The organism is Kitasatospora sp. MMS16-BH015, from assembly GCF_002943525.1.
GTDB lineage: Bacteria > Actinomycetota > Actinomycetes > Streptomycetales > Streptomycetaceae > Kitasatospora.
Window position 1 is genome coordinate 1703379 of record NZ_CP025394.1, and the last position, 12237, is coordinate 1715615.

Sequence of the window (12237 nt, forward strand, 5' to 3'; positions counted from 1 at the left end):
GCCCCCCACACCGCCGTGCCCCACGACGCCACTTCGTGCCGGGCCAGACCAGACCAGACGAAGCCCAGAGCGGCGTCAGTGGATGCCGGTCAGCACCGGCTCGGCCTCGACGGGCTCGGCCACCGGCCGCCGCCGTCGGCGCAGCCCGCGCCAGAGCGCGCCGCCCACCCCCGCCAGGGCGCCGCCCGAGCAGAGCCCGAGGCCCGGCGCGGTCTCCACCAGCCAGTGGACCGCGCTCTTCGCGGTGTAGGACCAGGTCCGGCGGATCTCGATGTCCAGGTCCACCGGCTCGGCGCCGACCAGCACCTGGTCGCTGTCGCCCCGGTAGACCTCGGCGATGATGTGCAGGTGAGCCTGCCCGGGTTCGCCGGCGGTCAGCCCGAAGGTCCAGGTGCCCGCCGCACCCTTACCCACCACCGGCTTGCGTTCGGCGTCGTAACCGGTGCAGGAGATGTGTTCGCAGACCAGCGAGACACCCAGGTCGCCGCCGGTCGGCACGTTGTCCGGCGCGGCGACCACGCCGGCCGGCAGGGCGGGAGCGGCCGGGGGCGGCCCGTCCGTGGTCTTGCCCAGATCGAAGATCTTGATGCTGAACTCGGCCTCGTCGCCGACGTCCAGCCCGCCCACCGCCGTGTGCACCAACAGGCCGCGATCCAGCGCCTGTTGGTCCTGCCGCACCCGCAGCACGTAGTCCAGCTGTCCCCCCGAGCCGCCCGCCGGGAGACCGACCGGCGCGTTGCCCGAGGGCAGCAGCGGCGCCCCCGTGCTCGGTCCGGCCCGGTCGAGCCGGGCCATCCAGACCGTCACCACCACCAGCAGCAACCCCATCAGCAGGGCCGCCACCGAGAGCGGCAGCATCCGTCCGCCCTCCCGCCCCACCGACTCCCCAGCCCCGGCACCGGCACCGGCACCGGCCCCAGCTCCGGCACCGGCGCCCGGCAGCTCCGGCATCCGGAGCCCGCCCGCACCCGCCCGTCCGTCCTCGTCCATCGCCCCGCCCCACACCTCGCAGCCCGCCCCCGTGCCTCCGACACCCTAAGGCCACTGATGACGCCACGTCAGTTTTCGCGCCGGATAGCATGACCGGATGCCCGAAGCCACCGAACAGGTCCGCGTCTCCGCCCGAGCACTGGTGCGGGACGCCGAGGGCCGCCTGCTGCTGATCAATGCCCACAACGACCCCGAGGACCCGTCGGCCGGCGGGTTCTGGATGACCCCGGGCGGCGGGGTCGAGCCCGGCGAGTCACTCCCGGAGGCGGCGGCCCGCGAGCTGGCCGAGGAGATCGGCCTGCGCGTCACGCCCGAACAGCTCGGCACGCCGGTCGCGTTCACCACCGGATACGCCGAACTGGGATGGGCAAACGGGGTGTTCACCGACCACTTCTTCCTCCACCGGGTGGCCACCCACGAGATCGATCTGAGCGGCCAGACCGACTACGAGCAGCGCGAGTACCGCGGCCACCGCTGGTGGCCGGTGGCCGAGCTCGCCACCACCGAGGAGACCGTGTTCCCTTGGGGCCTCGCCGAGCTGCTCACCGGCCTCGACCGGCACGGCCGCCCCGCCGAGCCGGTGCAACTCCCCTGGCACCACTGACCGGAGACCGACCGGAGATGGGCCCGAGCGCAGCCCGAGCGCGGCCGAGACCGGCCGAGACCGGCCGGACGGCCTCCGAGCGGACTCCGCGGCGAACGCCGGGCGGCCGAATGCGGAAGAATCCACCGAACCGCCCCGAACCCTCCACTCCGGCCGCTAGCCTGTGCCCGGGATCGAACCGGAGGGAGACCGGATCGTGGGGGGCACGAACGCGCGGCCCGGGGCAGGCAGTGGCCGGCCCGGGCAGCGCCGACAGGGCTACGTCTGCTTCGCCGCACAGGACTGGTGGTACCACAACCGCGCGCACTCTGACGTGCAGTTGATGCTCAACCTGGCCCGGCACCGGCCGGTGCTCTTCGTCAACAGCATCGCGATGCGGATGCCGCTGCCCGGCCGGAGCAGCCAGCCGCTGCGCCGGATCATCCGCAAGGCGCGCAGCATGGCCCGCAAGGTGCAGCGCCCGGTGCCGGGCCTGCCCGGCTTCGCGGTGATGACCCCGGTACTGCTGCCGTTCTACGGCAGCGCGCGGGCCCGGGCTCTGAACGCCAAGTTGATCTCGCTCCAGGTCCGTTGGGCCGCCCGCAGCTTGGGGATGAGCACGGACGTCTGCGTGGCCACCATCCCGACCGCCGCCGACGTGGTCGGCCACCTGCGGGTGCGCACCCTGGTCTACAACCGCTCGGACCGGCACTCCGCCTTCCCCGAGGCCGACACCGCCTCGGTCGAGCGGCTGGAGCGCGCACTGATGCGGGACGCCGACCACGTGCTGTACGTGAGCAGCGAGTTGATGGCGGCCGAGCGCGAACTGACCGGTGAGCGGGCGGTGTTCCTCGACCACGGCGTCGACCTGGAGCACTTCGGTGCGACGGACAGCCGCGAGCCCGCCGAGCCCGCCGAGCTGGCCGCGATCCCGCATCCGAGGATCGGCTTCTTCGGCGCGCTGGACGACTTCGTGGTCGACTTCGACCTGCTGGGGCGGGTCGCCAAGGAGTACCCGGACGCACAGCTGGTGCTGATCGGCGACACCACCGCCGATCTGGGCGCGCTCACCGCGCTGCCGAACGTCCACCACCTGGGCTTCCGCCCGTACGCCGAGATCCCCGCCTACGGGCGCGGCTTCGACGTGGCGCTGATGCCCTGGCTGGACAATGACTGGGTGCGCCACTGCAACCCGATCAAGCTCAAGGAGTACCTGGCCCTCGGCCTGCCGGTGGTCAGCACCGACTTCCCCGAGGTCCGGCGCTACGCCGAGCAGATCAGCGTGGCGGACACCACCGAGGGCTTCCTCGCCGCGATCGGCGAGGCCCTGGCCGCCGCAGCCGGTCCGGATGCCGACGGCGCGGCGCAGCGCCGCCGGGCCGCCGTGGCGGGAGACTCCTGGCAGGACCGGGCCACCGACCTGCTCACCCTCATCGAGGGCGAACCGACCGGGACGGTCCGGTCCAGCTGAGCCGGGACGCTCCAGCCCGGCTGAGCAGGGACGGTCCGGTCCGGCTGAGCCGGGCCGACGCAGTCGGCCACAAGCACCACCGAAAGGGTCCGCGTGCGCGCTCGTACCTCGGCCGCACTGGCCACCGCTCTGCTGGGCCTGGTGGCCACCGCCTGCACCTCCGTCGGGCCCGTCCCGCACCCGCCGCCGCCCGGCGAGGGTGCGGGCGGCGCCCCGACCACGATGTACGGGGCGGCCGAGCCGCTCACCGCGGCCTTCCCCGACCCGGCGGCGACCACCCTCGGGGTCCGGTTCACCAGCACGCTGCCGGGGGTGGTCTCGGCCGTCCGGTTCTTCAAGGGCACGGGCAACACCGGCACCCACCTCGGCGCGCTCTGGGACACCGAGGGCCACCAACTGGCCCGGGCCACCTTCAAGGACGAGACGGCGGCCGGCTGGCAGCAGGCGGAGCTCGACCACCCGGTGAAGATCCAGCCCGGGGTCACCTACCTCGCCTCCTACCTCGCGCCGGCCGGCCACTACGCGGCCACCCAGAACGCCTTCGACGGCGGCCCGGTGGTCTACGGCTCGGGGCCGCTCACCGCCGTCGGCGGCGGGTTCGCCACCGGGGCGACCCAAGCCTTCCCGGGCGGACGGCAGGGCAACAGCGAGTACTTCGTGGACGTGGTCTTCACCGCCGACCGCGCCACCGGCCACCTACCGTCGCCCGCCGCACCGCAGTACTGGGCCAAGTGGCCCACCACCAAAGCCTGGAGCGACCAGGACCGGCTCCCGATCGGGGTCTGGATGCAGGACCCCACCACCCCGGCTCCCAACTCTCAACAGGGCCCCGACGAGGCGCACGCCTTCCGCGCGCTGGGCGTCAACACCCTGGTGGGGCTCTGGGATTGGCCCATCGACGACCACGCCCAGGTCAAGGCGGCCGAGGCCGCCGGGCTCGCGGTGGTGGCCGGCGGGAAGGCCTGCGATCCGGCGCCGACCGGGGGTTGGCCCTGCACCACCGCCGATCTGCCGCTGGCCGCGCAGGCGGCCCGGGTCGGCGCGGGCGGGCTGGCGGGGTACCTGCTGGCGGACGAACCGGATCTGAACGCGCCCAACGGATCCGCGCAGGGCGCCGGTTGCCTGCCGCCGGAGAAGTTGACCGCCTTCGCGGACAGCCTGCACCGGCAGGATCCGGGCCGGCCGGTGCTCGTCAACTTCGGCTCCGGGGTGGGCGGTGGCTTCAAGGGGCCCGGCTGCCCGGCGGACTTCTCGCAGTACACGGCCCCAGTGGACATCGTCTCGGTGGACTTCTACGGCATCACCGACCCGTACTCCCCCGGCCCGAGCAAGGGCGTGCGCAGCTACGGCCGGGTGGCGGCCCGGACCAGGATGGTGGCGCCGGGCAAGCCGGTCTGGGTGTTCCTGGAGACGCCGGTGCAGATGCTGGCCGCCTCCCGCACCGCCGCCGGCACCCCGGCCGCCTCGCCCGCCCAGGTGCGGGCGGCGGCCTGGGCTGCGCTGGTGAACGGGGCCACCGGGCTCGAATGGTTCTGCCACTCCTTCGCGGCCGGCGGCGCCCCGGTGGTGGACGCCTGCCTCAAGGACCCGGCCTCGGCCGGCGCGATCACGTCGGTGGACGAGGAGGCCCAGCGCTACGCCGCGTACTGGAACGCCCCGCCGGTCGCGGTCGGCGTCACCACCGAGGGCGCCCCGGTCACCGCCACCCTGCGCACCGCGCACGGCAGGACGGCCCTGCTCGCCGTGGCCACCGATGCCGCCGCCCTGCCCACCGGCGGTCCGGCCAAGGCCACCTTCACCCTGCCGGGCGGCTACACCGGCACCCTGCGCACCGAGGACGGCCGCGAACTCCGCGCGAAGAACGGCAAGTTCACCGACACGTTCACCGCGTACCAGCCGCACGTCTACACCCTCGACGCCCGACTCGGCTGACCATCACCAAGGCCCGAGGTCCGGAGCCCCGCAAGGCCCCGGACCTCCTGGACGGACCGGCTCAGCGAGCCGAGTGCCGGACCAGCCGCCACACCGCCCGCGGACCCTGCAGCAGGTAGCGCCGGGCGAGCCGGCGCGGCTCCTGGATCAGTCGGTAGCACCACTCCAACCCGTGGTCGCGCCACCAGTCCGGGGCCCGGTCCACGATGCCGGCCAGGAAGTCGGCCGCCGCGCCGACGGCCAGGCCGACCCGGATGCCGCTCGCACCCGCGTACTCGGCCAGCCAGGCCTCCTGCCGCGGCTTGCCGAGACCGACCACCAGCAGGTCGACGCCGGCGGCCCGGACCTTCTCGGCGAGGGCCGAGGCCCCGGCCGGGGAGGAGAGTTCGGCGCGGTCGGGGGCCCAGTAGGCGACCACGGAGAGGGTGGGCCAGCGGCGCTCGATCTCGGGCGCGAGCAGGCGGTGGGTGCTCTCCAGGCCGCCGAGGAAGGCCACCCTGGCCCCGGTCTCGGCCGCCACCGTGAGCAGGTCGGGCAGCAGGTCGGCGCCGGTGAGGCGCTCCCACTCCCGCCCGGTGAGCCCGTTGGCCCGCACCACCAGCGGCATGCCGTCGAGCAGCAGCAGCCAGTCCGCGTCCCGCTCGGCCCGCTCGATCACCCCGGCGTGGGCCCCGCCCCGCCCGAAGTGGTGCAGGTGGTCGACGTTGGTCGAGGCCACCACCAACGGCCGCGCACCCCCGGGCCCCGGCCCCGAACCGGCCGCCCCGACCTCACCCCCGGGCCCCGGCCCTTCACCGACCGCCCCGACCTCACTCCCGGGCCCCGGCCCTTCACCGACCGCCCCGCCCCCGGTCAGCGCCGGCGGCTCGTCGCCGGCCAGGCGGCTGCGGACCAGCCCGGTCACCCCCGCCAGGTCCCAGCAGTCCGCCGGGGTGCCGCCCAGGGTGAGCCGCTGCGGTCCCTCGGTCACCTCTGCTGCCCTCATGTCACCACTCCTCGCGCCGCGCCGATGCCCGGCGGCGCCGTCTCGGGCCCAGCCTCCGGCCGGATCCGGCGGCGGCGGGCGTACTCCTCCACCCAGAGCGCGGCGGCGACGCCGACGACGGTGGCGAGCGCCGCCACGCCGAACAGGCCCCGGCTCTTGACCCCTTGGACCGGCAGCGCCGTCGCGGGGACCAGCTCGTCGCTGGTGATGTACCTGTCCTTGGGCACCGGCACCGCGAGTCCGTCCTGAAGGGCCTTCAGGTGCTGGTCGAAGTGCTCGATGACGATGCCGACCTCGCGGTCGGTCTCCTTGGGGTCGGTGCCCCGCACGCTCACCTCGACGGTGGGCACCACGTACGCCTCCGTCTTGGTGGTGCCGGTGTTGCGCGGCGCCAGGTCGTAGGCCCCGCTCACCCCGGCCCGGCGAAGTTCGGCCAAGCCGGACTGGCTCTTGAGCATGGTGACCACGGCCGCGCCGATGATCGCCAGGGAGGGCCGGAAGTCGGTCAGGCCGTTCGGATCCTGCTTCGTCTCCGGGGGTTTGATCCGGATCACGGCCGTCGACCTGTAGACCACCCCCGGCTTGACCACCACCAGGGCTCCGGCGAGCGCCAGCACGGCGACCACCACCAACACCAACCAGCGCCGGATCAGCGCGCGCACCACGTCACGGAAAGACACCGTCACCCCCACCCGGCGGCCATGCTCTCACCCCGGCCGACGGGCCGAGGGCGTTTCGGACCAGTTGGCCCCGACCTCGCTGCGCGGGTACCGATCGGTGACAGTTCGGAGTTTGTTCTCCACCACTGCTCCGTTCCAACTACTCTCTTGCTGGGGTCGCTTGGCTCGGAGGGTCAGTCCTGGTGGGGGCTGCTGTGGCATGGGGTCGGGGGCGGCTCCAGGGGGAGATGCGTTGGACATGCGGGAACTCCTGCGGGTGATCCGCAGGCGTTGGTACGTCACGGTGCCGATCGTGGTGATCACGGTCTGCCTGTCGGCGGTGGCCAACGCGGTACTGCCGACGAGTTACCAGTCGGAGTGTTCGATCTCACTGCTCAACGCGCCGAGCGTGTCGGCACTGCCGCCGAACAACGGGAATCCGTTCCTGAGTTTCAGTCAGGCGCTTACCGTGGCCGCCGACTTCCTCGGACGGCGGCTGGCCTCGGACGAATCGGCGGAGGCGCTCAAGAAGCGCGGCCTGACCGGGACCTACGCGGTCAAGCTGGCCGACAACGCGATGGGCCCGTTCCTCACGCTCACCGTGACGGGGAACGACCCGGCGCAGGTCAAGAAGTCGATCGACCTGCTGAACACCTTCACCGCCGAGCAGTTGAAGGCGATGCAGGCCGAGCAGCAGGCCCCGGCGGGCTCGCAGATCGCCTCCACGGTGATCATCCCGCCGCAGGCGCCGCAGGCGCAGACCAAGAGCAAGCTGCAGTACGTGGCGATGATCGGCATCGCCGGGCTCGCCGTGGCCTTCCTGGCGGCCTTCGTCACCGAGAACGTCTTCGGTCGCCGCCGGGCCAAGCTCGGGCGTCGCGGCCAGGCCGCGGCGGAGGAGGAGCAGTTGCCGCAGCCCCCCGTCCCCGCGAGCCGGTAGCCGGGGATGGCCGCGCACGCCACCACCACCCGCGCCGGCGCACCAGCAGCCGCCCCCGACGGCTCCGCCGATCCGGCGAGCCGGTCGGGCGGCGGCCGGAGGGGGAGCCAAGTCGCCAAGAAGAAGGCCAAGTTCGACGCCGTCACGGTGCTGACCTGCTACGTCTTCTTCGCGATGTTCATCCCGTCCAACCTCACCCTGCCCGGCATGGGCGGGGTCGGCACGCCGGCGAACGTGGTCGCCCTGCTCGGCCTGATGTGGTTCCTGGCGGCCTGGCTCGCCGAGAAGCTCGTGCCGGCCCCGGGCACCCGGGCACCCCGGATCGCCATGGTGATCTTCGCGACCTCGGTGCTGCTCGGCTACATCGCCTGCGCCGGCCGCCCCGCCATCACCAAGGAGATGCAGGGCGCCGACCGGGGGTTGATCGCCTTACTCGCCTGGACCAGCCTGGTGGCCGTCTCCTCGGCGGGCATCCCCAGCCGCGAGCGCCTGTACGCGCTGCTGCGCCGCACCGTGGTGATGGCGAGCATCGTCGCGGCGCTCGGCTGGTACGACTTCCTGACCCACAGCAACATCGCCAACTCGCTGCACATCCCCGGCCTCCAGTCGGCCAGCGCCGGCATCGACGCGATGACCAGGGGGGCCTTCACCCGGCCGCGCGGCACCACCGCGCACCCGCTGGAGTTCAGCGGGATGCTGTCGATGATGCTGCCCTTCGCCGTCCAACAGGCCTTCGACCCGGCCCGGTTCGACCGCGGCAGGCTGCGCCGCTGGCTGCCGGTGCTACTGATCGGCGGCGCGCTGCCGCTCTCCGTCTCGCGGACCGGCATCATCGGCGTGGTGGTCGCGCTCGGCACCATGCTGCCAGCCTGGCAGCCCAGGCGGCGCGGCTACGTGCTCGGGGCGGTCGGCTTCGGCGTGGTGGGCCTGGGCGCGGCGGTGCCGGGCCTGCTCTCCACGCTGACCGGGCTGTTCAGCTCCTTCTTCGCCAACTCCGACAGCTCGACCCAGGCCAGGGCCGGCGACTACGCCAAGATCTGGGAGTACATGCAGAGTTCACCGTGGTTCGGCCACGGGATGGGCACCTTCCTGCCCGAGCTCTACTTCTTCACCGACAACATGTACCTGAACGTCGCCGCCGAGTTGGGCGTGTACGGCGTCCTCGTGCTGGTGCTGATCTTCGTGGCCGGCATCCACAACGGCGGCGCCGCCCGGCGGCTCGCGCCGGACCAGCCGACCCGCGAGCTCGCGCAGTGCTTCGTCGCGGCGGCCACCGTCGCGCTGATCACCAGCGCCACCTTCGACTCCCTGGGGTTCCCGATGTTCGCCGGTATCTACTTCCTCCTGCTCGGGTGCGGGGGCAGCCTGCTCGGCTTCCTGCGGAGCAACTCACCTGCGGGGGCGGGCCGGTGAGCCTCGGCGCCAAGGTCCGCTCCGGCGCCCGGTTGAGCCTGCTCAACACCGTGGTGATCCGGATCGGCAACTTCGCCGCGGGCGTGGTGCTCGCCCGCACCCTGCTCGGCCCGCGCGAGTGGGGCCTGTACGCCACCGGCATGGTGGCCCTGGGCGTGCTGCTCTCGGCCAACGAGATGGGCGTCAGCCTGGCGATCGTCCGCTGGGACCGGGACGTGCGCGAGTTCGCGCCCACGGTGATGACCCTCTCGGTGCTCTCCAGCAGCATCCTCTACGCCGCGCTCTACGCGGCGGCCCCGACCACCGCCCGCCTGCTCGGCTCGCCGGACGCCACCGGGATGCTCCGGGTGCTCTGCGTCTCGGTGGTGATCGACGGCCTGGCCTGCGTGCCGAACCAGATCATCGCCAGGGAGTTCCGCCAAGGCGCCCGGATGGTGCTCGACCTGCTCAACTTCCTGGTCACCACCGGCACCACGCTCGCCCTGGCCTACTCGGGCGCGGGCGCGATGAGCTTCGCCTGGGGCGCCCTGGTCGGCAACCTGTGCGCACTGGCCGGCTGTGCCGTGGTGGTGCCGGGCGCGCTGCGCCCGGGCTGGTCGACCGCGGAGGCCAAGGCGCTGGTCACGTTCGGCCTGCCGCTGGCCGGGGCCAGCCTGCTGGTGCTGGCCATGCTCAACGTGGACTCGGTGGTCACCGGCGCCCTGCTCGGCCCGATCGCGCTCGGCTTCTACCAGCTGGCCTTCAACGTCTCCAGCTGGCCGGTCCGTTCGATCTCCGAGGCGGCCCGCCGGATCTCCTTCGCCGGCTTCTCCCGGGTGGCCGGCTCCCCCGCCGCGCTGGCCGACGCCTTCGGCCGGGGCCTGGGCCTGCTGATGGCCGCGGCGGTACCGCCCTGCGTGCTGCTCGCCACCCTGGCCGCGCCCGCCCTGGACACCATCTACGGCCCGCGCTGGGCCGCCGCCGCCGGGGTGCTGCGCTTCCTCGCGCTGCTGGGACTGCTGCGGATCGCCTACGAGTTGGCCTACGACTGCCTGGCCGCGGCGGGCCGCCGCAGCTCGCTGATCGGAGTGCAGGGCGTCTGGCTGATCGCACTCGTCCCGGTGCTGCTCTACGGCGCCCACCTGCGCGGCATCGCGGGGGTCGGGGCCGGCCACGTGCTGGTCGCGGCCCTGGTCGCCGGGCCGGCCTTCCTCTGGGGTCTGCGCCGCGAGGGCATCGGCCCGGCGGTGGTGGCCCGGGCCTGCCTGCGGCCGTTCATCGGGGGGCTGGTGATGGCCGCGCTGTCGATCGCGGTCTACCGCTGGACCGGCGAGACCCGCTGGGGCATGTTCGTGGCGGGCGCCGTGGCGCTGGCCGGCTACCTGCCGATCGTGCTGCCGATGCGGCGGCTGCTGCGGGCCGAGACGCCCGCCGAACCCGAACTGACCATCCAGCAACCGGCGATGGCCGGGGACGGAGAGCGGTGAACGCGCTGCGGCACGGCAAGCGGCTCCTGCGGGAGACCGTCGGCTTCCTGCGCCTGATGGAGGCGCGCAACAAGGTGGTGCTCGGCCGCACCGCGCTCGCCCTGCGCAGGCAGGAGGACGCGGAGGTGGCCCGCCTCAAGGCCGAACTGGGCGCCCTGCCCCAGGTGTTGGTCACCACCGTGATCCCGACCTACCGCCGGCCGGAGGGCCTGCGCCGGGCGGTGGCCTCGGCGCTGGCGCAGACGGTCAAGGACCAGCTGGTGATCGTGGTGGACGACGGCGCGGGCCTGCCCGAACTCCCGTTGGACCACCGCCTGGTGGCCGTCAGCCTGAGCCGCAACTGCGCGGTGGCCGGGGTGGTGCGCAACGTCGGCATCCGGCTGACCGACTCGCGGTACGTGGCCTTCCTGGACGACGACAACGAGTGGGAGCCCGACCACCTGGAGCAGGCGCTGGCCGCGCTGCAGGCCCCCGGCGGGCCGGACGCGGTCTACACCGCACTGCGCCGCACCCACCCCGACGGCACCGAACTCGACGTGCTCTCGGTACCCTTCGACCGGCACCACGCGGCCGAGGAGGGTTTCCTGGACACCAACGCGGTGGTCGCGCGGCGCACCAAGGCCCTGCACTTCAGCCGGCTGCGCCGCACTCCCGAGGTCGTCCCCCGTGAGGACTGGGAGCTGGTCTTCCGGTACAGCCGCCACCACCGGGTGGCGCACCTGCCCGTCCCGACCGTCCGCTACCTCGTCAACCCCGAGAGCTACTGGAGCAACTGGTCCTGAACCAGCGTCACTTCGGCTCGCAGACCATGAATACGAAGTCGTGGCCGAGCGAGTCGAGCACGGCGTCCTCGGCCGCGAAGCAGCGCTGCACCAGCGCCTCCGTCTCGGCCGAGCCGTCGCGGAAGTGCTGGGCGATGCCGGAGAGCGCCACGTGCAGCACGGTGCCGCCGTACGGGCGCTCCTCGAGCACGGTGTAGCGCTCGCGCAGCGCGGGCAGCAGCCGGCCGGCGTCCACCGCCTCCGAGGGGTCGTCCAGCCGCATCGAGAGCAGGCTGGGCCGCACGGCCCGCCGCTTGATCCGGCCGTCCACCAACCGGCGCCGTTCCTCGGGGAGTTGGGAGAGCAACGCGTCCACGGCGCGCAGCTGCCCGTCGGTCCACTGGAACTTGGTGGGGCCGACGAACTCGTCCACCAGCAGCAGCCCGCCCGGCTTCAGCAGCCCGGCGATCCTCCCCATGGTCTCGTCCAGCCGGTCGAAGTGGTGCAGCGACTGGAGGCCGAGCACCACGTCGTAGGTCTCCCCCGCCTCCAGCAGCTCGGCCACGTCGGCGGTGCGGAACTCCAGCACCCCGTCCAGGCCGAGCTCGCGGGCCTGGCCGGTGGCGTAGTCGATCCGGTCCGGGGAGATGTCGATGCCGGTGATCCGCTCGAAGGCGCCGGTGCGGGCCCAGATCACCTCGTTGCCGCCGGTGCCGCAGCCGAGCGAGAGGGCACGCAACCTGCCGCGCCCGGCCAGCCACTTGTCGGCCACGTGCTGCGGGAAGCCCACCGCCGGGTCACCACTGGCGAAGGTGTTCCAGCGGCGCACCACCTGCGGCACGGCCCACCACTCCTGGAGCGAGGGATCGACGGCGGACCAGTGCTCGACCACGCGCTCGGTGCCGCGCACCCGCACCTTGGAGACCAGCTTGTCCAGCTGTCCGCGCCGCAGCTTGCGGCCGACCCGGGCGGCGTCGTGCCGGTTGACCAGATTGTTGAACACACCAAACTCCCTTGCAGCCAACGCCCTTGAGATG

Annotated in this window: 11 protein-coding genes; 7 read left to right on the top strand and 4 right to left on the bottom strand. The window is 73.3% G+C overall.

The features are described 5' to 3' along the window. Window positions 1-75: 75 nt before the first annotated feature. Window positions 76-990 (bottom strand): hypothetical protein, encoded by a 915-nt coding sequence (locus tag CFP65_RS07305; RefSeq protein ID WP_104815316.1) that lies wholly within the window; start codon window positions 988-990, stop codon window positions 76-78. Between the two features lie 97 nt (window positions 991-1087). Between CFP65_RS07305 and CFP65_RS07310 the strand changes: the two genes are divergently transcribed. The 3 genes from CFP65_RS07310 to CFP65_RS07320 all read left to right on the top strand — a co-directional run bounded on the left by CFP65_RS07310 (window position 1088) and on the right by CFP65_RS07320 (window position 4976). Then, the gene (locus CFP65_RS07310) at window positions 1088-1594 is read left to right on the top strand and encodes an NUDIX hydrolase (protein ID WP_104815317.1); all 507 of its coding nucleotides are present in this window, start codon (window positions 1088-1090) and stop codon (window positions 1592-1594) included. A 196-nt stretch (window positions 1595-1790) separates the two neighbouring features. Next, window positions 1791-3044 (top strand): glycosyltransferase, encoded by a 1254-nt coding sequence (locus CFP65_RS07315; RefSeq protein ID WP_217368146.1) that lies wholly within the window; start codon window positions 1791-1793, stop codon window positions 3042-3044. Window positions 3045-3137: 93 nt separating this feature from the next. Continuing rightward, window positions 3138-4976 (top strand): DUF4082 domain-containing protein, encoded by a 1839-nt coding sequence (locus CFP65_RS07320; RefSeq protein ID WP_104815318.1) that lies wholly within the window; start codon window positions 3138-3140, stop codon window positions 4974-4976. 61 nt (window positions 4977-5037) lie between these two features. Here the strand turns inward: CFP65_RS07320 and CFP65_RS07325 are convergent, their stop codons facing one another. Beyond that, window positions 5038-5961: a WecB/TagA/CpsF family glycosyltransferase gene (locus tag CFP65_RS07325; RefSeq protein WP_158702076.1), complete on the bottom strand. Its 924-nt coding sequence runs from the start codon at window positions 5959-5961 to the stop codon at window positions 5038-5040. Further along, window positions 5958-6641: a hypothetical protein gene (locus tag CFP65_RS07330; RefSeq protein ID WP_158702077.1), complete on the bottom strand. Its 684-nt coding sequence runs from the start codon at window positions 6639-6641 to the stop codon at window positions 5958-5960. The genes CFP65_RS07325 and CFP65_RS07330 overlap by 4 nt, the downstream gene beginning before the upstream one ends. 238 nt (window positions 6642-6879) lie before the next feature. Between CFP65_RS07330 and CFP65_RS07335 the strand changes: the two genes are divergently transcribed. From CFP65_RS07335 to CFP65_RS07350, 4 genes are read left to right on the top strand one after another with little or no spacing between them, the layout of a single operon-like run. Continuing rightward, on the top strand, window positions 6880-7560 hold the full coding sequence (locus tag CFP65_RS07335; protein ID WP_104815321.1) for a chain length determinant protein: 681 nt from the start codon (window positions 6880-6882) through the stop codon (window positions 7558-7560). A gap of 6 nt (window positions 7561-7566) precedes the next feature. After that, the gene (locus tag CFP65_RS07340; RefSeq protein WP_104815322.1) at window positions 7567-8973 is read left to right on the top strand and encodes an O-antigen ligase; all 1407 of its coding nucleotides are present in this window, start codon (window positions 7567-7569) and stop codon (window positions 8971-8973) included. After that, on the top strand, window positions 8970-10439 hold the full coding sequence (locus CFP65_RS07345) for an oligosaccharide flippase family protein (protein ID WP_254552274.1): 1470 nt from the start codon (window positions 8970-8972) through the stop codon (window positions 10437-10439). Before CFP65_RS07340 ends, CFP65_RS07345 begins: the two co-directional genes overlap by 4 nt. Beyond that, complete coding sequence (locus CFP65_RS07350) at window positions 10436-11221, top strand: glycosyltransferase family A protein (protein WP_254552275.1); 786 nt, start codon at window positions 10436-10438, stop codon at window positions 11219-11221. Before CFP65_RS07345 ends, CFP65_RS07350 begins: the two co-directional genes overlap by 4 nt. Before the next feature lie 7 nt (window positions 11222-11228). Here the strand turns inward: CFP65_RS07350 and CFP65_RS07355 are convergent, their stop codons facing one another. Continuing rightward, window positions 11229-12203, bottom strand: coding sequence for a cyclopropane-fatty-acyl-phospholipid synthase family protein (locus tag CFP65_RS07355; RefSeq protein WP_158702078.1), 975 nt, complete (start codon window positions 12201-12203; stop codon window positions 11229-11231). Window positions 12204-12237: the final 34 nt, after the last annotated feature.